We start from the raw sequence: 20,334 nt of genomic DNA on the forward strand, positions 1-20,334 counted from the left end.
GAGGTAATCCGTTCCCCTCACCCTAACCCTCTCCCCGGAGGGGAGAGGGGACTGCTTGGTGCGGCTTTTCACCCTCTCCCCTCAGGGGAGAGGGCAGGGGTGAGGGGCAATTTAATTCCGTCTTCGCTGCATCATCCGGCGGGTAATAATCGGCAGCGAAATCACCACGATCAGCATCGCGCCGATAATCACCGACATCACAATGCCGGGCACGTTGAGCAGGCTCAGGCCGAAGGTCACCAGCCCCATCAGGAAGGCGGCGATAATCACGCCCACCATGCTGCCGGACCCACCGAGAATATTGACGCCGCCGAGCACCGCCATCGTCACCACCGCCAGCTCCCAGCCCATCGCGATGGTCGGGCGGGTGCTGCCCAGACGCGAGGTAAGCAGCACCGACGCCAGGCCGGACATCAGCCCAACCAGTGCGAAGAGGATCAGGTTGTGGCGCTTCACGTTGATGCCGGAGTACCACGCGCCGGTCGGGTTGTTGCCGATGGCGTAGGTGCGGCGGCCAAAGTTGGTGCGGTGCAGCACAAAGGCAAACAGAGCGGCCAGCACGATAAACAGCGCGAATTCAAACGACAGCGCGCCCCAGACGTAGCCCTGGCCGAACCAGGCGAAGCTCTCAGGGTAGCTGTTCAGCGCCTGGTCCCCGAGCAGAATGTAGGTGATCCCGCGGTACAGGCTCATGGTGCCGATGGTGATGACGATGGACGACAGGTTAAAGCGCGTCACCAGAATGCCGTTGAACAGCCCGCACAGTAGCCCGACGCCTAATCCGACGCAGACCAGCAGCGGCGTATCGACGCCCGCCGCCGCGCAAAAGCCCATCACCGTGGAGCTGAGCGCGATGGTGGAGGCTACCGACAGGTCAATTTCCCTGGCGATAATCAGCATCGCCATCGGCAACACGATGATCGCTTTTTCGGTGAAGTTGAACGTCGCGTCGGAGAGGTTCCAGATATTGAGAAAGTAGGGTGAGGCGAGCGCGTTCACCAAGAACACCGCCAGCGTCACCGCCAGCAGGAACCCCTCCCAGCACAGCAGACGCTGGAAGATGCCCGGCGCAGAAGTGGGTTTGATTGCTTCAGATGTCATCATTTTGCTCATGATTTCACCGCCAGTTTCTGACGTGCCAGCGCAGCATCGCGCAGTATCAATCGGCCTTTACGTTTATTGCCGCGCTCGTTCAGCAGCACCGCTATCACAATTACCGTGCCGGAAATCGCCATCTGCCAGAACGGTGAGACGCCGATCACCGGCAGGGCGTTGTTAATCACCCCGAGGAACAGTGCGCCAAACAGACAGCCGAGCACGCGCCCGGTGCCGCCCATGGTGCTGATCCCCCCAATCACACAGGCTGCCACCACCTGCAATTCAAAACCGTTAGCGACGTCAACATACGCAACGGCAAAGCGCGATATCCACAGGTAGCCGCAGAACCCGGCCAGCAGACCGGAAAGGCAGAAACTAATGAACTGCATTTTTCCGGCGTTGATCCCGGTGTAGTACGCTGCCGTGGCATTACCGCCTGCGGTGTAGAGCGCTCGTCCGGTGCGGCTGTAGCGCAGGAAGTAGCCCACCAGCAGCAGCGCGGCGATGGCGCACCAGCTCAGCACCGGCAAGCCCAGCACTGACGCACGTGGCAGGCCGAGGAAATCTGTACCCATCTGGTTTGAGTTCACCCAGCCGCCGCCGGAGAGCAAAAAGATCATTCCGCGGTAGATGCTCATAGTGCCGAGCGTTACCACAATCGCCGGAATGCCCAGCTTCCACACCAGCAGGCCGTTTATCGCGCCCATCAGCAGCCCAAGCACGCTGGCAAGGATCAGCAGCGCCCAGACGGGCACGTCCGGGTAATGGAAATTAATCAGGGCGACAATCATCCCGGTCAGGGCCAGATTGGCCGCCATCGACAGGTCGATGCCTTTCGTGAGCAGCACCATCATCTGCCCGAGCGCGAGGACGATCAGAATGGCGGTGTCGTTAAACATCTCCACCAGGTTGTCCGGCGCGATAAACGATGGCACGCGGCTACCAATGGCGACGATCATCAGGATAATCACCGCGCCCAGCAGGGCTTCGCGGTGTTTTAAGAGTGAGCTAAGCATTATGCCGCCTCCTGTTTTGCACCGCTGGCGGCGCTGACGATGGTTTCCGCCGTCGCGTCTCCCGCCCGGTACTCGGCCACCATCAGCCCCTCGTGCATGACGATAATGCGATCCGCCATGCCCATCACTTCCGGCAGTTCGGACGAGACCATAATTACCGCCAGCCCCTGACTGACCAGCTCGGACATAAACTGATGCACGGCTGCTTTTGAGCCGATATCGATGCCTTTTGTCGGCTCATCGAGGATAATCACGTCAGGGTGCGTCGCCAGCCATTTGCCGATCACGACCTTTTGCTGGTTGCCGCCAGAGAGGGTCTCCACCGCCTGCTTCCAGCTGAAGGCTTTCACTTGCAGGCGTTTGGCGTATTCGTCCGCCAGCTTCCATTCACGGTCGTCATGCAGCACACCGTTCGGATTGAGCTTGCTGAGCTGAGGCAGGCTGATGTTCTGGGCAATCGGCAGGGCGATAATCGCCCCCTGTTTCTGTCTTTCTTCCGGCACGCAGACGATACCGGCTTTGATCGCATCCGCAGGCTGGCGGAAGCGCCGGGGCTGTCCGTTGAGGATAATTTCCCCGGACGATGGCCGCGTGACGCCGGAAAGCGCCTGCATCAGCTCGGTACGCCCGGCCCCCACCAGCCCGTAAAAGCCGAGGATTTCTCCTTTACGCAGGGAGAACGAGATATGCGCAAACTCGGTCGGATGGCAGAGGTTTTTCACCTCCAGCACCGTCTCGCCTTTTTCGCAGTCTATTTTAGGGAAAGTTTGGGTAATGGCGCGCCCGACCATCATCGACACCATGCGCTCCTCGGTGATCTCATTTATTGCACCTGCGCCGACGAACGCGCCGTCGCGCAAAATAGTGTAGTGATCGGCCAGCTCAAAAATCTCGTCGAACTTGTGGGAAATAAACAGGATGGCTTTGCCCTCCTGCTTTAAGCGCTCCACAATCTGGTAAAACTCGAGGATTTCATGCTGCGACAGCGCCGCCGTGGGTTCATCGAGGATCACCACCTGCGCCTCAAACGACAGCGCGCGGGCAATCGCCACCATGTGACGCTGGGCGATGCTCAGGGTTTTCAGCGTCGCGCGCGGGTCGATTTGCACTTCCAGCCGCGTGAGGATCGCCTGCGCCCGGCGGTGCATTTCCGGCCAGTCGAGCTTTTTCAGGAAGCCTTTGTGAAGGTACTGACCGACAAAAATATTCTCGGTGACCGAGAGTTCATCAAACAGCACGGTTTCCTGGTGAATGGCGGTGATGCCCATTTTATGCGCCGACTCCGGCGTCGGGAGATGAACGGGGATCGCTTTATAGAGAATTTCGCCCTCGTCGGGCTGGTAAATGCCGGTCATCACTTTGACCAGCGTCGACTTGCCCGCGCCGTTTTCGCCGATAAGCGCCGTCACTTTACCGGGCCACAGCGCAAGCTGCACGTTCTCAAGAGCACGCACGCCGGGGAACACCTTGGTGATGCCAGAAAGCTGTAGCAATGGGGTCATGATAGTTCTCCTGGACAGAGGAATTTGTAGGGCGGGTAAGCGGCAGCGCCACCCGCCTTTTGCCGGATGGCGCTACGCTTATCCGGCCTACAAATTGCATCAAAAGATTTTCGAGAACTTATCAATATTGCTGGCATCGTAGACGAACGGCTCGGCCATCGCGCCGTTGCCGTCAGCATCCAGCTTCACTTTGCCCAGTCTGCCCATGCTGGCCTCACCTTTCTTGGCCGTGCCTTTCACCAGGTCATCCGCCAGGTAGGTTGCCGCATAGCCGAGGTCAATCGGGTTCCAGATGGCAAAGCTCTTGCTCGCGCCGGACTTCACCGCGCCCGCCATCTCGGACGGCAGGCCTAAACCGGTGACGTACACTTTGCCAATCTTGCCCTGGTCCTTCACCGCCTGCGCAGCGGCCACAATGCCCACGGACGATGGCGAAACAATCACTTTCAGTTCGGGGTAGGTTTTCAGCAAGCCGACCGCTTCGCGGTAGCTTTTGTCAGAGAGATCGTCTCCGTAGGCCACGGTCACCAGATTGACGGACGGGTACTTCGGCAGCACCTTTTTCATCTCCGCAATCCAGGTATTCTGGTTGGTGGAGGTTGGCGTGGCGCTCAGCACCGCCACGTCGCCCTTCTCCACGTTCAGCGCTTTCAGCGCGTCGGCGGCGAGCTTCACGTTGGTTTCGCCAATCAGGGCATTATTGGACGGGTTGAGGTGGATCTGGCGTCCGGCTTTCGCCACCCCGGAGTCCCACGACACAACCTTAATGCCGCGCTGCATCGCTTTTTTCAGCACCGGCACGACGGCGTCCGGATCGTTCGCGGAAATCGCGATCGCATCCACGCCCTGGGCGATCAACCCGTTCAGCACCTCGATCTGCGCTTCCGCCGTGGTGGTGGTCGGGCCGGTATAAATCACTTTCACATCGCCTAACTCTTTGGCCGCCTCCTGCGCGCCGACGTTCGCTGCCTCGAAGAATCCATTTCCTAAGGACTTCGCCACCAGGGCGATTTTCACTTCTGCTAAAGCGGAACCGGACAACGCCAGAGCGGCAACGGTGAGGATCAAGCTTGCTTTTATTTTCATTGCTTTTACTCCACTGACTTGAGTTAGTTGTAGGGATTGCAGGTGGTTTTCGCCCCGTCTCAATGAGCGGGGCGCGATGTTGTTATTGGTACAGATCTAACGCCGACTGCATGGGGGTGACGCCAAAGCGTTTGCCCAGGGCGATCAGCTCTTCCCGGGTGATGGTCTGCTTCATGCCGCCCATGGAATAGACCTTCACCAGCACTTCCGCGGATTTCTCGGCGGTGTCGATCAGGCCGAAGGTTTCATCCAGCGTCGGGCCGCTGCCGAAGACGCCGTGGAACGGCCACAGCACCAGTGAGTGCTTCCGCATGTCCGTTGCGGTCGCCTGGCCGATTTCGTCGGTGCCCGGCACCATCCACGGCAGAATGCCGACGCCGTCCGGGAACACCACCAGACACTCGGTACTGCCTTCCCACAGTTTGCGAGTGAAGAAATCAGAATTATTTTCCAGCACGTAGGTCAGGGCGATCAGGTTGGTGGCGTGGCAGTGCATGATCACGCGGTCCTTGCCATTGGTCGCCTTGATGCGCTCGCAGTGGGAGAGGAAGTGCGCCGGCAGTTCAGAGGTAGGCACCGCGTCGTCCGTTAGCCCCCAGAGAATGTGGTAGCCCGCACCGTCGCTGTCCACCTTCACCACGCCGAGGTTGGCCTGCGGGTCGAGCTGGACGTTGCGGAAGAACTTCCCGGAACCGGTGACGATAAACGGCGTGTTGGCGAGCAGCGGCATCGGCTGGCTCAGGGCGATATAGCGCGGCTTCTGGTGGAAATCGGCGGCAAATGGCTCGATATCCGCGTCGTCCAGGCGTAGCGTCAGGTTGCCGCCGTTGCGCTCATCCCAGCCTTTGAGCCAGGCGTCAGAGGTGGCTTTGATCATGCCCTGGACGAACCAGGAAGTGGTGATGGTCTGCATAGTTTTCATTTCCAGTTATCGCGGTGAGGTTGAACCCCTCACCCTAACCCTCTCCCCAAAGGGGAGAGGGGATGGTTTGCTCCCTCTCCCCTTTGGGGAGAGGGCAGGGGTGAGGGGGCTGTTACCCGCGCTGACTCAACACGTCTTCCTCATATGCCCGCACGTTGTCCAGCCACTGGCTGCCCGCAGGCGCATCGTGACGCTGGCAGTACATCTCCCACACCGCCTGCCACGGCAGGGATTTCTGCTCTTCCAGCAGCGCCAGGCGCGCGGTGTAGTCGCCGTTTTCTTCCAGCTGTTTCAGGGCGGCGACAGGCTCCAGCAGCGCGCGCAGCAGGGCTTTCTTCATGTTGCGGGTGCCGATAACCCACGCCGCGATGCGGTTGATGGAGGCGTCGAAGAAGTCGAGGCCAATGTGTACGCGGTCAAAGAGGTCGTGGCGGATGATTTCGCTGGCAATGGCCTGGGTTTCGTCATCCAGCAGCACCACGTGGTCGCTGTCCCAGCGAACCGGGCGGCTGACGTGCAGCAACAGACGCGGCACGTAGAGCATGGCGGCGGAGATTTTGTCGGAGATCACCTCGGTTGGGTGGAAGTGGCCGGCATCCAGGCACAGCGCGGTCTGGCGGCTGGTGGCGTAACCCATGTAGAACTCGTTTGAGCCCACGGTGTAGCTCTCTGCGCCAATGCCGAACAGCTTGCTTTCGACGGCGTCGATGTGGTGCGCCGGGTCCAGTTTTTCGCTGATAGCTTCATCCAGCGCGGCCAGCAGACGCTGACGTGGGGCCAGTCGGTCTACGGTGATGTCTTTCATGCCGTCCGGGATCCAGATGTTCATTACCGATGGCGTGCCAAGCTGCTCGCCGAAATACGCCGAGACCCGGCGGCTGGCTTTTACATGGTCGATCCAGAACTGGCGGATTTCGTCGTTGGCGTGCGCAAGGGTAAACCCGTCCGCGCTCAGCGGGTGCGAGAAGCAGGACGGGTTAAAATCCAGACCCAGCCGGTTGGCCTTCGCCCACTCCACCCAGTTCTTAAAGTGTTCCGGTTTGATTTCGTTACGCGCGACCGGCTCGTCGGATTCGAGATAAATGGCGTGCAGGTTCAGGCGCTTTGGCCCGGGGATCAGGCTCAGCGCCAGCTCCAGATCCGCACGCAGTTCGGTGGCGTTGCGCGCTTTGCCCGGGTAGTTACCCGTGGCCTGAATACCCCCCGTCAGGGAACCGCCCGGGTTCTCGAAACCGGCGACGTCATCACCCTGCCAGCAGTGCATGGAGACGGGCAGACGGTCGAGCTGGCGCAGCGCCTCTTCGACATCCACGCCGACGGCGGCGAAACGCTGTTTAGCCAGGTCCCAGGCTTGTTCAAGTTGAGTGGTCATGCGCAAAGCTCCTTAGTCAGTCGTTTTTGCTGAAACTGCGCCCGGTAGCGGGCAATTTCATGGCAGGGATGGGGGGTGAAGGTGGTCAGGCTGTTATTCGCCGTCACCACCGAACGGAAATCGTCGACGTTTGAAAGTTCGTCCAGGGTCATCAGCTGAATGCCGATATTGCCGAGCGTGGAGGCTTCAATCGGACCTGCCACCACGGTAATGCCGCAGGCATCCGCGCAGAGCTGGTTCAGCAGCTGGTTCTGGCAGCCGCCGCCCACGATATGCAGTTGTGTGAACGGTTTGCCGCGAAGGTCAGCCAGCTCGCTCAGGATGTCGGCATACAGCAGGGCGAGGCTGTCAAAAATGCAGCGTGCCAGCTCGGCGGGGCGGGAAGGTACCGGCTGCCCCGCTTCAAAACAGGCGGCCTGGATTTCGGCGCTCATGTGCACCGGGTTGATAAAGCGATCGTCGTTCGGGTTGATCAGGAAGGTGCAGGCCTTCAGCGTTTCGGTTTCCGCGATAAGCGCGGGCAGGTCGGTGATGGCCTGCTCTTTCAGCACCCGCTGGAGCAGCCACAGCCCCATGATGTTCTTCAGCACCCGGTAGCGGCCTTCGGCACCGCCTTCGTTGGTGATGTTCGCCGCCATCGCGGCATCGCTGGTGTACGGGGTTTTGCTCTCGAAGCCCATCAGCGACCAGGTGCCGGAAGAGAGATAGGCCGCATCTTTGTCGGCGAGCGGCGAGGCAATGACCGCGCTCGCGGTGTCGTGACTGGCGACGGCGACAACAGGGATTTCATTCCCCTGCGGGCAAAGCCAGTGACCGATCACATTGCCCGGATGGGTTGGCGCGCCGAACCAGGACGGCGAGGCGCCCGTCCAGGCCAGCAGATGTTCATCCCAGTTATCGGTGTTGATGTTGACCAGCTGCGTGGTGGTGGCGTTGGTGTATTCCCAGTTCATATTGCCGGTCAGACGGTAGCTTAAGTAGTCCGGGATCAGCAGCGCATGCGCCACCTTTTCGACCAGCTCAGGCTGTTGCTCAACCAGCGCACGTAGCTGATACAGCGTGTTAAACGGCAGGAACTGGATGCCACTGCGACCATAGATGTTCTCCTTGCCAAGCTGCGCGATGGCGTGCGCCATCAGCCCATCGGTGCGGCTGTCGCGGTAGGAGACCGGCAGGCCGACGCGTTCGCCGTGACTGTCCAGCAGCACGTAATCCACACCCCAGGTATCAATGCCGATACTGTCGATGCGAATACCGTCTTCGCAGACGTTGTGAAGTCCGGTGCGGATCTCTGCTTCCAGGGCGTCGATATCCCAGGTAACAAAACCGTCCTGTTTTTGCAGGCAATTGGCGAAACGGTGCATTTCGCGAAGCGTAAGGGTGTGCAGGTCGCAGTCCCAGGTGGCGAGCATTACACGGCCGCTGGATGCGCCTAAATCGACAGCCACACAATGGCGAAAAGTCATGGTCGGGTCCTTTCTTAAGTCATTACCGAGGAGTGTAAGAAAGGGAAGAAATAGCCACCTTCTCGCCACTGACAGCCCAAATCTCGCGCTGGCAAGAAAGCAAAGATGAACGTGAGGGAGTTCACAGTTTCCAGTAATCGCGGGGTTTGCAGGCAGTGTGACGCTGACCGCATTTCCCGATCTTTCCGCCTGTTTCTTGAAAAACCGGCAGCTTTTGCGCGGTTTGCTGTCAAAAATTTAAGGTGAGCGGGGAAGGCCTTAATTACTATTTTGAGAACTTTTCTCATTGGTAGAGGCCGTTATGACCGTACTGCACAGCGTCGATTTTTTTCCTTCGGGGGCTTCGCCGGTTGCGATTGAGCCACGGCTGCCTCAGGCTGCGTTCCCGGAACATCATCATGATTTTCATGAAATTGTGATTGTTGAGCACGGAACGGGCATCCACGTGTTTAATGGTCAGCCGTATACCATCAGCGGCGGTACGGTGTGCTTCGTGCGCGATCACGACAGGCACCTGTATGAACATACCGATAACCTGTGCCTGACCAATGTGCTCTATCGTTCTCCGGATGCGTTTCAGTTTCTCTCTGGGCTGAATCAGCTGCTGCCGCAGGAGAAGGGCGGCCATTATCCGTCGCACTGGCGGGTGAATCAGTCCACGTTGCAGCAGGTGCGTCAGCTGGTAAGCCAGATGGAGCAGAGCGAGGATGGACAGGAGACGCACGCCATTGCTACCCGCGAGATGCTGTTTATGCAGCTGCTGGTGCTACTGCGGCGCAGCAGCCTGGTGGAAGGGCTGGAAAATAACGACGCGCGCCTGAATCAGCTGATGGCCTGGCTGGAAGATCATTTTGCCGAAGATGTCTGCTGGGAAACGCTGGCGGATGACTTTTCGCTCTCGCTGCGCACGCTGCATCGTCAGCTCAAGCAGCATACCGGGCTGACGCCGCAGCGCTACCTCAACCGTCTGCGCCTGATCAAAGCGCGTCACCTTTTAAGGCACACGGATGAAAGCGTCACGGATATCGCCTATCGCTGCGGTTTCGGCGACAGTAACCACTTTTCAACGCTGTTTCGTCGGGAATTTAGCTGGTCGCCGCGCGATATCCGTCAGGGGAAAGACGCGTTGCTTCAGTAACGCGAGGGCAGTCACCGTTTTTTTACCGCAGAAAGGCTAATAATGTCCGGTTATTCGCCGTCGAGGTTGTGGTGTGGCTGCTCAGTTAATTCTTCGTAAAGATGATTTTTTTGCCTCCGCGAGTCAGGCCGTCGCGGTGGCGGACCGCTATCCGCAAAACGTCTTTGCCGAGCATACCCACGAGTTCTGCGAGCTGGTGCTGGTGTGGCGGGGCAACGGCCTGCACGTCCTCAACGACCGTCCCTACCGCATCACGCGCGGAGACCTGTTCTACATCCGCGCCGAAGATAAACACTCTTACGCCTCGGTTAACGATCTGGTGTTGCAGAACGTCATCTACTGCCCTGACAGGCTTAAACTGAATGTCGACTGGGCGGGCAATATCCCCGGTTTACATGATGCCAGAGGCGAACCGCACTGGCGCTTAAGCAGCAACGGCATGGCTCAGGTGCGCCAGACGATTTCCCAGCTGGAGCAGGAGAGCCAGAAGAGCGATCCGGTGGCAAACCAGATGTCGGAGCTGCTTTTTGCCCAGCTGGTGATGACCCTGAAGCGCCATCGTTACGCTACGGATAATCCCTCTGCCACCACGCAGGAAGCGCTGCTGGATAAGCTCATCACCCGGCTTGCGGGCAGTCTTAACAAGAGTTTCGTGCTGGAAAAATTCTGCGAGCAGGAGCAGTGCAGCGAGCGCGCGCTGCGCCAGCAGTTCCGCACCCAGACGGGGATGACGGTAAACCACTATCTGCGCCAGCTGCGCATCTGCCACGCTCAGTATCTGTTACAGCATACGGAGCTGATGGTGAGTGAAGTGGCGATGCGCTGCGGCTTTGAGGACAGTAACTACTTTTCGGTGGTGTTTAACCGTGAGGTGGGGATGACGCCGGTTCAGTGGCGTCATCGCAGTCGAAAGGCAGCGTAATCAGTTCGCCATGCCGAGGCCGACGATATTGGCCGCAATAATTATCACCACGCAGCCCAGGCTCAGCACGCCAACCGGACGACGCCCGGCGTTGTTCCACTCTTTCAGCACCAGCCCAACCAGCCCGCCGCACAGCACGTAGAAGCTCATGTGCAGCATCCAGCTCATGTAGTCATACTGCGCCGGAATACTGGCGTGACCCCAGGCGTAAAAGAAGAATTGCAGATACCACATCAGACCGCCGAGGGCGGAAAGCAGGACGTTGGTGACGATCAGCGGTTTTGCCAGCGAGAAGTCGGCTTTTACCGACAGATTCTTCACTTTTGCCAGACGAATGAAGCAAAAGCCGAGGTTTACCAGCGCGCCGCCGCCCATGATCACCACGTAGCTTGGCAGGGCAACGTACAGCGGGTCGACGCCCAGCGCTGCAGCGGCGTCGTGCATCGGTTTGGCGGCGTTCATCGCGAACGACATGCCCGCCGAGAAGACGCCGCACATCACCGCCAGTAGCAGCCCTTTCTTCAGGTTGAACTCTTCGGCTTTGATGCCCATCTTGCGTTCTTTCAACTGGCCCGCGCGGGTGACAATTCCCACGCCGATCACCGCTACCAGCACGCCCAGCAGCGTCATTCGCCCACCCTGGGTGTTGATCAGCACATCGAAGTTGCCGTTGAGGATTGGCGTCATCAGGGTGCCAACAATCAGCGTAATGCCGATCGCGATGCCAATCCCCATCGACATGCCGAGGTAGCGCATGGTGAGGCCGTAGTTGATATTACCGATACCCCACATCGCGCCGAACAGGAATACCGGCAGCAGGGTGGAGGCGTTGAAGGAGGAGAAGTAGCCCCAGAAATCGGGCAGCAGCATGGCGCTGATTGTCCACGGCAAAATCAGCCAGGACACGGTACCGCCAACGGACCACATGGTTTCCCATGACCAGCCTTTCACCTTTTTAAACGGGGCATAGAAACAGGCTGCACTGGCCGCGCCTATCAAATGCCAGAAGATACCCATCGTAATCGCATGATTCATTTTTACATCCTCATCGTTTTTATAGCCGGAGGCTTCCCGCCGACTTGATGAGTGTAAAAATTAGGCGGTTTGGGAACCTTCAGAAGGTTGCCGCACTTTTGTTTTGAATGGCAATCAGCACGTTAACCGCGTGAGCAGACTCACAATTCCTTCATTTCTTAAAAACCGAATAACCATATAAAAACTACGGCATTGATAATCATTTTCAATATCATTTAATTAACTATAATGAACCAACTGCTTACGCGGCATTAACAGCTGTGCCGCCCGACAATAATGGAGAGGATTATGAGTTATACACTGCCATCCCTGCCGTATGCCTACGACGCACTGGAACCGCATTTCGACAAGCAGACGATGGAAATCCATCACACTAAACACCACCAGACCTACGTGAATAACGCGAATGCTGCGCTGGAAAGCCTGCCAGAGTTCGCTAATCTGCCTGTTGAAGAGCTGATCACCAAACTGGACCAGCTGCCAGCAGACAAGAAAACCGTGCTGCGCAACAACGCGGGCGGTCACGCTAACCACAGCCTGTTCTGGAAAGGCCTGAAAACCGGCACCACCCTTCAGGGCGACCTGAAAGCGGCTATCGAGCGTGACTTCGGTTCCGTTGACAACTTCAAAGCGGAATTCGAAAAAGCCGCTGCAACCCGTTTCGGCTCTGGCTGGGCGTGGCTGGTCCTGAAAGGTGACAAACTGGCGGTCGTTTCAACCGCAAACCAGGACTCCCCGCTGATGGGTGAAGCTATCTCTGGCGCATCCGGCTTCCCAATTCTGGGTCTGGACGTGTGGGAACACGCTTACTACCTGAAGTTCCAGAACCGTCGCCCTGACTACATCAAAGCCTTCTGGGATGTAGTGAACTGGGACGAAGCAGCAGCGCGTTTCGCCGCTAAAAAATAAGGTTGCATTGACGCCTGTGAGAAGCGAGTCTGATGACTCGCTTTTTTTGTATCTGAAGGAGTGGAGATGCATTACCCGGTGAATGTGTTTACAGGCAAGGTAAGGGAGTACGAAGGCAGTCGCCCGAGCGCTATCGCCAAAGTGCAGGTCGACGGTGAGCTGACGCTTACCGAGCTTGGTCTGGCGGGTGACCAGCAGGCCGAAAAGAAAATCCACGGCGGGCCCGATCGCGCGCTGTGCCACTATCCGCGCGAGCACTATCAGCACTGGAAAACCGAATTTCCTGAACAGGCGGACCTTTTCGTCGCCCCCGCGTTTGGCGAAAATCTCTCAACGGAAGGGCTGACGGAGAAGAACGTCTTTATTGGCGATATTTATCGCTGGGGCGATGCTCTGATTCAGGTCACCCAGCCGCGCTCGCCGTGCTTCAAGCTTAACTACCATTTTGGCATTCAGGATATGTCGGCCCAGCTGCAAAACGCGGGTAAAACCGGCTGGCTGTATCGCGTTGTGCAGGCGGGACAGATTTCGGCGGATGCGCCGCTTGAGCTGGCTTCGCGCCTGAGTGAGGTGTCGGTATTCGAGGCCTGTGCCATTGCCTGGCATATGCCGTTCGACGATGAACAGTTTCACCGCCTGCTGTCAGCGGCAGGATTATCCACCAGCTGGACCAGAACGATGCAGAAGCGGCGGATAAGCGGCAAGATCGAGAGCAGTTCGCGGAGATTGTGGGGGAAATAATTGCCCCTCACCCCGGCCCTCTCCCCAAAGGGGCGAGGGTGAAAAGACCGCACCGAGCCGTCCCCTCTCCCCTATGGGGAGAGGGTTAGGGTGAGGGGATTACGAACGCTTATACAGCGGCAGCCACAGCGTTAACCGCAGACCGCCCAGCGGGCTGTCATCGGCTTTCACCCAGCCACGGTGCTGCTGCATGGCGGTTTCAACAATCGCCAGACCCAGCCCCGTACCGCCAGATTCACGGTCGCGCGCCTCGTCGGTACGGTAGAACGGACGGAAAATCTGCTCGCGATCTTCCGGGCTGACGCCTGGGCCGTCGTCGTCCACGATGATAGTGATCCCGTCTTTATCCACCGAAAACGCCACTTCAATCTTCGTGTGCGAGTAGCGCAGGGCGTTACGCACGATATTCTCCAGCGCGCTTTCCAGCGTGTTGGGGTTACCGTACAGCGGCCACGGACCCGGCGGGAAATTGACGGTGAAGGATTTGCCCATCTGTTCCGCTTCGAAGGCCGCGTTGTCCAGCACCTCATGCCAGAGGTGATTGGCTTTCACCGTTTCGCTCACCAGCGCGTTTTTCTGCTGATTGCGCGACATCACCAGCAGATCGTTGATCATGCTGTCCAGGCGATGCGCTTCCGTCTCAATACGCTCCAGCTCTTTGCTCTCACCGCTGCGACGGCGCAGCAGGGCGGTACCCAACTGTAAACGCGTGAGCGGCGTTCGCAGCTCGTGGGAGATATCCGACAGCAGACGTTGCTGGGCCGTCATCATTCGATCAAGCGCGCTCACCATCTGGTTAAAACTGGTTCCGGCGGCCAGGAACTCCTGCGGCCCGGATTCCAGCTCCGGATGCTGCCTCAGGTTGCCCTGCGCCACTTCGTCCGCCGCGTTTTTCAGCTTACGCGCCGGTTTCGCCAGGCTCCACGCCAGCCATAACAGCAGCGGGGAACTAACCAGCATGGTGACAATCAACAGCAACAGCGGACGGTCAAATAGCAGGTTGATGAAGTCGGACTGGGAACTGCTCGCGGGGCGAATCAGGTAGAGCTGGTAGTTATCTTCCCCATCCCGCACCGAGAAAGGGCCCACCATTTCTACCCGACCATATTTCTTTTTCTGTGGGTGATCGGCGTTATCCGCCTGGCCAATAAAGTTGCGGATAATCTGCATTTCATTGCGATCGGCCCCAATCACGCGGCCTTCACTGGTGACCAGTAAAAGACGTTGTCCGGGGGGCGCCCACTTGTCGATAGCGCGAAACAGCCTGCGCCACCACATTAAATCGTTCGGCGGATCGTTTGCCAGCTCCGCTTCCACGTGCTGCTCGATCATCACGCCCTGACGTTGCTCGCTGTCGAGCAGCTCCGTCATCTGGCGTGAGTCGAGTTTTGGCAACATCAAAACGAGCATTAAAACCAGTGCCAGCGTCAGCCAGAAGATGGCGAAGATGCGGGCGGTTAAGCTGCCTATCATGAAGCGGAAACCATCAGATAACCGCGACCACGCAGGGTTTTAAACCAGGGGTGACCGTCTTTACGTTCTGGCAGCTTACGGCGCAGGTTCGAGATATGCATATCGATGGCGCGGTCAAACGGGGTGAGGCGTTTGCCTAGCACTTCCTGGCTCAAGTGTTCACGCGACACCACCTGGCCGAGATGCTGCGCCAGCAGATACAGCAGGGTGAACTCGGTGCCGGTTAGCTCCAGCGTTTCACCGTCGAAGCTCGCTTCCTGGCGGCCCGGGTTCAGGCTCAGGGAGTCCACTTCCAGCGTAGGTGAGCTGTTGTCGGTATTCTGCTGCTGCTCGCTCCAGTGAGAGCGGCGCAGGATCGCGCGAATACGGGCCACCAGTTCACGGTCGTTGAACGGCTTAGGTAAATAGTCATCCGCACCCAGCTCAAGGCCGAGTACGCGGTCAAGCTCGCTGCCGCGCGCGGTCAGCATAATGACGGGGGTCTGGTGTGTCTGGCGAAGCTCTTTCAACGTATCAATACCGTTTTTCTTCGGCATCATGACGTCGAGCAAAAGTAAATCGATGCTGTCGTCAAGGAGACTCAGCGCCTGTTCCCCATCGTGGGCAACCAGGACGTTGAAACCTTCCATGTCGAGCAACTCCTTTAAAAGAGATGTGAGCTCTCGGTCATCATCAACTAACAGGATTTTATTCATTGTTTAAATACCTCCGAGGCAGAAATTACGACATCAAGGCTATCTAATCCATGACTTTACGTTGTTTTACACCCCCTGACGCATGTTTGCAGCCTGAATCGTAGACTGTCTCTCGTTGAATCGCGACACGAAAGATTTTGGGAGCAAGTGATGCGCAAAGTTACCGCTGCCGTCATGGCCTCAACGCTGGCCTTCTGTGCGTTTAGCCAGGCTGCTGTAGCTATCAACAGCGATAACGGTTCCTCAGCAGAGGGCGCAACGCAGCACAGCAGCCAAAGCCATATGTTTGACGGCATAAGTTTAACCGAACATCAGCGTCAACAGATGCGAGATCTGATGCAGAGGGCACGACACGACCAGCCCCCTGTTAATGTTAGCGAAATGGAGACAATGCATCGCCTTGTCACCGCAGAAAATTTTGACGAAAGCGCTGTACGCGCTCAGGCAGAAAAAATGGCGCAGGAACAGGTTGCCCGCCAGGTAGAAATGGCGAAGGTTCGCAACCAGATGTTCCACCTGCTAACGCCCGAGCAGCAAGCGGTTTTGAATACCAAACATCAGCAACGTATGAACCAGTTGCGTGAGGTTGCACGGATGCAGCGAAGCTCAGATATGACGCTTTTCAGTAGCAATAGCAGTACCCGTAGTAACCAGTAAACCCTGTTTTCCTTGCCATAGACACCATCCCTGTCTTCCCCCACATGATGTGGGGGTTTTTTTTGCCCATCGTTCAGTGTTGTTAACGCTTTATTCATCCTTTCACTCCACCGCCATCCGTTATACTAGCGCCATGGCATGACAGGAGTGTTTATGAATCAATCCTATGGACGGCTGGTAAGCCGGGCCGCAATAGCCGCGACGGTGACGGCGTCGTGTTTGCTGATCATTAAAATTTTCGCGTGGTGGTACACCGGGTCGGTTAGTATTCTGGCGGCGCTGGTGGATTCACTGGTGGATATTGCCGCCTCGCTGACCAACCTGCTGGTGGTGCGCTATTCGCTGCAACCGGCGGATGAAGAGCATACCTTTGGCCACGGCAAAGCGGAATCGCTGGCCGCGCTGGCACAAAGTATGTTTATTTCGGGCTCCGCGCTTTTCCTGTTTTTGACCGGCATTCAGCATCTTATTTCGCCTTCTCCGATGAACGATCCGGGCGTTGGTGTGGTCGTAACCGTAGTTGCACTTATAAGCACACTTGTTCTTGTAACGTTCCAGCGCTGGGTTGTACGCAAAACACAAAGCCAGGCTGTACGGGCCGATATGCTTCATTATCAGTCTGATGTTATGATGAATGGGGCTATTCTTATTGCGCTCGGTCTGGCCTGGTATGGCTGGCATCGTGCCGATGCGTTGTTTGCGTTAGGGATAGGGATCTATATTTTATACAGCGCGTTGCGGATGGGGTATGACGCGGTACAGTCGCTTCTTGACCGTGCGCTTCCGGATGCAGAACGTGATGAAATTTATGCCATCGTGACCCACTGGCCTGGCGTCAGTGGTGCTCACGATCTTCGTACGCGGCAGTCAGGGCCGACCCGCTTTATTCAGATTCATTTGGAAATGGAAGACAACCTGCCACTGGTTCAGGCGCATATGGTCGCTGAACAGGTGGAGCAGGCGATTTTGCAGCGTTTCCCTGGGTCAGACGTCATTATTCACCAGGATCCGTGCTCTGTCGTCCCCAGGGCGTTTTGAGCTTTCGTAATTCGTTGTAAAAAAGTGAGCCAGACCAGCATTTTGTGGATAAATTACCACCATATGGCCTGACCTGAATCAATTCAGCTGGAAGGGATTGATATACTATTTGCAGTATTCGACGGTTGAACAGTTTCTTCCGGCAGCAGATTTCAATTTTGCATTCCTAAGTTCAGAGGTAGTCATGATTAAGAAAATCGGTGTGTTGACAAGCGGCGGTGATGCGCCGGGCATGAACGCGGCAATCCGTGGGGTTGTCCGTGCAGCGCTGACGGAAGGTCTGGAAGTTTTTGGTATCTATGACGGTTACCTGGGTCTGTATGAAGACCGCATGGTTCAGCTCGACCGCTACAGCGTGTCTGACATGATCAACCGTGGCGGTACTTTCCTCGGTTCCGCGCGCTTCCCGGAATTCCGTGACGAACACATCCGTGAAGTGGCTATCGAAAACATGAAAAAACGGGGTCTGGATGCGCTGGTGGTTATCGGCGGCGACGGCTCGTACATGGGTGCAAAACGTCTGACTGAAATGGGCTTCCCGTGCATCGGCCTGCCTGGCACTATCGACAACGACATCAAAGGCACTGACTACACCATCGGTTACTTCACTGCGCTGGGTACCGTTGTGGAAGCGATTGACCGCCTGCGTGACACCTCTTCCTCTCACCAGCGTATTTCCATTGTTGAAGTGATGGGCCGTTACTGTGGTGACCTGACCCTGGCGGCGGCCATTGCCGGTGGCTGTGAGTTCGTGGTAGTTCCGGAAGTAGAGTTCAGCCGTGAAGATCTGGTCGCAGAGATCAAAGCCGGCATCGCGAAAGGTAAGAAACACGCCATCGTTGCTATCACCGAGCACATCTGTGACGTTGACGAGCTGGCGAAGTACATCGAAACCGAAACCAAACGCGAAACCCGCGCGACCGTCCTGGGTCACATTCAGCGTGGCGGTTCCCCAGGCCCGTACGACCGTATCCTGGCGTCCCGCATGGGTGCGTACGCGATCGAGCTGCTGCTACAGGGCCACGGCGGCCGCTGCGTCGGTATTCAGAACGAGAAACTGGTTCACCATGACATCATCGACGCCATTGAAAACATGAAGCGTCCCTTCAAAGGTGACTGGCTGGACTGCGCGAAAAAACTGTACTGATCGGCTCTGTTGCCCGGTGGCGCTGCGCTTACCGGGCCTACAAAAGCACGGATCGTAGGCCGGGTAAGGCGTAGCCGCCACCTGGCTTTTTTGTGCCCATCCTTTTTTTATTCCTCCACGTTATAGCCAATCTTTTTTTATTCTTTAATCATCGGTTAGCTTTCTGGCACGCTGCATTCATCAAAACACTAAACAAGAGAGCCGGGCGATGAATAAATGGGGCGTGGGGTTAACATTATTGCTGGCATCGACCAGCGTTCTGGCAAAGGACATTCAGTTACTGAACGTGTCGTACGATCCGACGCGTGAACTGTACGACCAGTACAACAAAGCTTTTGCGGCGCACTGGAAACAGGAAACCGGCGATAACGTGGTGGTTCGCCAGTCTCACGGCGGTTCAGGTAAGCAGGCGACATCGGTGATCAACGGCATTGAAGCCGATGTGGTTACCCTGGCGCTGGCTTATGACGTAGACGCGATCGCGGAGCGTGGCCGTATCGACAAAAACTGGATCAAGCGCCTGCCGGACAACTCTGCGCCATACACCTCGACCATTGTCTTCCTGGTGCGCAAAGGCAACCCGAAACAGATTAAAGACTGGAACGACCTGATTAAGCCGGGCGTGTCTGTCATCACGCCGAACCCGAAAAGCTCCGGCGGCGCACGCTGGAACTACCTGGCGGCCTGGGGCTACGCCCTGCACCACAACAACGGTGACCAGGCTAAAGCGCAGGAATTCGTGAAAGCGCTGTTTAAAAATGTCGAAGTGCTGGACTCCGGCGCGCGCGGCGCAACTAACACCTTCGTCGAGCGCGGCATCGGCGACGTGCTGATTGCCTGGGAAAACGAAGCCCTGCTGGCGACCAACGAGCTGGGTAAAGACAAATTCGAGATCGTGACCCCGAGCGAATCCATCCTCGCTGAACCGACCGTCTCCGTAGTCGATAAGGTTGTTGATAAGAAAGGGACCAAAGCGGTGGCGGAAGCCTACCTGAAGTATCTTTACTCACCGGAAGGGCAGGAAATTGCGGCGAAAAACTTCTACCGCCCGCGCGATGAGGCCGTCGCGAAGAAATACGAAAACGCCTTCCCGAAACTGAAGCTGTTCACTATCGATGATGTTTTTGGCGGCTGGACCAAAGCGCAAAAAGAGCACTTCTCTAACGGCGGCACCTTCGACCAGATCAGCAAGCGCTAAGCGTTTTACAAAGAACGACACGATAACCCGGTGTGAGAAATCCACCGGGTTTTTTATTTGGTCATCATTTTGCGTTACTCTTTTGCCTTTACTGAAAACAGGGAACGCGTTGTGAAAAAAATTATCTTACTGATTCTGATCGTTATCGCCCTTGCCGCAGGCGGCGTGTACTGGATGAAAGCGGGTAATCCGAATGCGTTGCGTCATATCGTTCTCGACCAGTGTGTGCCCAACCAGCTGCATAACCGTAACCCGGCACCGTGTGCGCAGGTGAAGCCAGATGCTGGCTACGTGGTGTTCAAAGACCGCAACGGGCCGCTGCAATACCTCCTGATGCCCACGTACCGTATTAACGGCACCGAAAGCCCGCTGCTGACTGAGCCTCAGACGCCGAATTTCTTCTGGCTGGCATGGCAGTCTCGTCATTTTATGAGCATGAAACGGGGAGCCGACGTGCCTGACAGCGCTATTTCGCTGACCATCAACTCCCCGACCGGACGCACGCAGAACCATTTTCATATCCACATCTCCTGCCTGCGCCCGGACGTGCGCGAGAAGCTGAACGCGGCGCAGGGGCAAATCAGCACCCAGTGGCTACCGCTTCCGGGCGGGCTGGAAGGGCATGAGTACCTTGCCCGTCGGGTGACGGAGAACGAACTGGTGCAGCGCAGCCCGTTTATGATGCTGGCGGAAGAGCTGCCGGAAGCGCGCGACCATATGGGACGCTTCGCGCTGGCGATGGCGCAGCAGTCGGACGGCTCGTTTGTACTGCTGGCGACGGAGCGTAACCTGCTGACCTTTAACCGTGCGTCGGCTGAGGAATTGCAGGATCATCAATGCGATATCCTGAAGTGACCCCACCATAAATAGCGTTTACTCGCCCTGCCTGTCGCCGTAGACTTGCTGAAAAATTCTACAG

Annotated in this window: 19 protein-coding genes; 9 read left to right on the forward strand and 10 right to left on the reverse strand. The window is 57.2% G+C overall.

Going from position 1 to position 20,334, the window contains the following annotated elements:
• Positions 1–111: 111 nt before the first annotated feature.
• From L350_RS01465 to rhaB, 7 genes are all read right to left on the reverse strand, one after another.
• Positions 112–1,113, reverse strand: a complete 1,002-nt coding sequence (locus L350_RS01465; RefSeq protein WP_032622004.1) for an ABC transporter permease — start codon at positions 1,111–1,113, stop codon at positions 112–114.
• Positions 1,110–2,114, reverse strand: a complete 1,005-nt coding sequence (locus L350_RS01460) for an ABC transporter permease (RefSeq protein ID WP_022649821.1) — start codon at positions 2,112–2,114, stop codon at positions 1,110–1,112. Before L350_RS01460 ends, L350_RS01465 begins: the two co-directional genes overlap by 4 nt.
• The gene (locus L350_RS01455; protein ID WP_022649820.1) at positions 2,114–3,616 is read right to left on the reverse strand and encodes a sugar ABC transporter ATP-binding protein; all 1,503 of its coding nucleotides are present in this window, start codon (positions 3,614–3,616) and stop codon (positions 2,114–2,116) included. Before L350_RS01455 ends, L350_RS01460 begins: the two co-directional genes overlap by 1 nt.
• A gap of 99 nt (positions 3,617–3,715) precedes the next feature.
• Complete coding sequence (rhaS, locus tag L350_RS01450; protein WP_032626938.1) at positions 3,716–4,702, reverse strand: rhamnose ABC transporter substrate-binding protein; 987 nt, start codon at positions 4,700–4,702, stop codon at positions 3,716–3,718.
• An 82-nt stretch (positions 4,703–4,784) separates the two neighbouring features.
• Positions 4,785–5,615, reverse strand: a complete 831-nt coding sequence (gene rhaD / locus L350_RS01445) for a rhamnulose-1-phosphate aldolase (protein ID WP_032626941.1) — start codon at positions 5,613–5,615, stop codon at positions 4,785–4,787.
• A 121-nt stretch (positions 5,616–5,736) separates the two neighbouring features.
• On the reverse strand, positions 5,737–6,996 hold the full coding sequence (gene rhaA, locus L350_RS01440; protein WP_022649817.1) for an L-rhamnose isomerase: 1,260 nt from the start codon (positions 6,994–6,996) through the stop codon (positions 5,737–5,739).
• The gene (gene rhaB, locus L350_RS01435) at positions 6,993–8,462 is read right to left on the reverse strand and encodes a rhamnulokinase (RefSeq protein ID WP_023298908.1); all 1,470 of its coding nucleotides are present in this window, start codon (positions 8,460–8,462) and stop codon (positions 6,993–6,995) included. The genes rhaA and rhaB overlap by 4 nt, the downstream gene beginning before the upstream one ends.
• 301 nt (positions 8,463–8,763) lie before the next feature.
• Between rhaB and rhaS (L350_RS01430) the strand changes: the two genes are divergently transcribed.
• Together rhaS (L350_RS01430) and rhaR are read left to right on the forward strand one after the other, a co-directional pair.
• A complete protein-coding gene (rhaS, locus tag L350_RS01430) occupies positions 8,764–9,600 on the forward strand; it encodes an HTH-type transcriptional activator RhaS (protein WP_032626943.1) in 837 nt (278 codons plus the stop codon).
• A gap of 73 nt (positions 9,601–9,673) precedes the next feature.
• The gene (rhaR, locus tag L350_RS01425) at positions 9,674–10,522 is read left to right on the forward strand and encodes an HTH-type transcriptional activator RhaR (RefSeq protein WP_022649814.1); all 849 of its coding nucleotides are present in this window, start codon (positions 9,674–9,676) and stop codon (positions 10,520–10,522) included.
• Here the strand turns inward: rhaR and rhaT are convergent, their stop codons facing one another.
• A complete protein-coding gene (rhaT, locus tag L350_RS01420) occupies positions 10,523–11,557 on the reverse strand; it encodes an L-rhamnose/proton symporter RhaT (RefSeq protein WP_022649813.1) in 1,035 nt (344 codons plus the stop codon).
• A gap of 288 nt (positions 11,558–11,845) precedes the next feature.
• On the opposite strand from rhaT, the gene sodA reads away from it, so the two are divergent.
• Both sodA and yiiM read left to right on the forward strand, forming a co-directional pair.
• On the forward strand, positions 11,846–12,466 hold the full coding sequence (sodA, locus tag L350_RS01415) for a superoxide dismutase [Mn] (RefSeq protein ID WP_003861999.1): 621 nt from the start codon (positions 11,846–11,848) through the stop codon (positions 12,464–12,466).
• Between the two features lie 66 nt (positions 12,467–12,532).
• Positions 12,533–13,207, forward strand: coding sequence for a 6-hydroxyaminopurine reductase (yiiM, locus tag L350_RS01410; RefSeq protein ID WP_023298905.1), 675 nt, complete (start codon positions 12,533–12,535; stop codon positions 13,205–13,207).
• Positions 13,208–13,306: 99 nt separating this feature from the next.
• Here the strand turns inward: yiiM and cpxA are convergent, their stop codons facing one another.
• Together cpxA and cpxR are read right to left on the reverse strand one after the other, a co-directional pair.
• A complete protein-coding gene (gene cpxA / locus L350_RS01405) occupies positions 13,307–14,680 on the reverse strand; it encodes an envelope stress sensor histidine kinase CpxA (protein ID WP_022649811.1) in 1,374 nt (457 codons plus the stop codon).
• Complete coding sequence (gene cpxR, locus L350_RS01400) at positions 14,677–15,375, reverse strand: envelope stress response regulator transcription factor CpxR (protein WP_003862004.1); 699 nt, start codon at positions 15,373–15,375, stop codon at positions 14,677–14,679. The genes cpxA and cpxR overlap by 4 nt, the downstream gene beginning before the upstream one ends.
• Before the next feature lie 150 nt (positions 15,376–15,525).
• On the opposite strand from cpxR, the gene cpxP reads away from it, so the two are divergent.
• From cpxP to L350_RS01375, 5 genes are all read left to right on the forward strand, one after another.
• Entirely contained in the window at positions 15,526–16,032 is a 507-nt protein-coding gene (gene cpxP / locus L350_RS01395) for a cell-envelope stress modulator CpxP (protein ID WP_023305089.1), read from the forward strand.
• 153 nt (positions 16,033–16,185) lie between these two features.
• The gene (fieF, locus tag L350_RS01390; protein WP_023298903.1) at positions 16,186–17,070 is read left to right on the forward strand and encodes a CDF family cation-efflux transporter FieF; all 885 of its coding nucleotides are present in this window, start codon (positions 16,186–16,188) and stop codon (positions 17,068–17,070) included.
• A gap of 184 nt (positions 17,071–17,254) precedes the next feature.
• On the forward strand, positions 17,255–18,217 hold the full coding sequence (gene pfkA / locus L350_RS01385) for a 6-phosphofructokinase (protein ID WP_003862009.1): 963 nt from the start codon (positions 17,255–17,257) through the stop codon (positions 18,215–18,217).
• A gap of 208 nt (positions 18,218–18,425) precedes the next feature.
• Positions 18,426–19,415, forward strand: a complete 990-nt coding sequence (locus tag L350_RS01380) for a sulfate ABC transporter substrate-binding protein (RefSeq protein WP_023298902.1) — start codon at positions 18,426–18,428, stop codon at positions 19,413–19,415.
• Positions 19,416–19,526: 111 nt separating this feature from the next.
• The gene (locus L350_RS01375; RefSeq protein WP_032626946.1) at positions 19,527–20,270 is read left to right on the forward strand and encodes a CDP-diacylglycerol diphosphatase; all 744 of its coding nucleotides are present in this window, start codon (positions 19,527–19,529) and stop codon (positions 20,268–20,270) included.
• The last annotated feature ends 64 nt before the right edge of the window (positions 20,271–20,334 follow it).

It is taken from the genome of Enterobacter sp. MGH 4 (assembly GCF_000534735.1).
Lineage (GTDB): Bacteria > Pseudomonadota > Gammaproteobacteria > Enterobacterales > Enterobacteriaceae > Enterobacter > Enterobacter intestinihominis.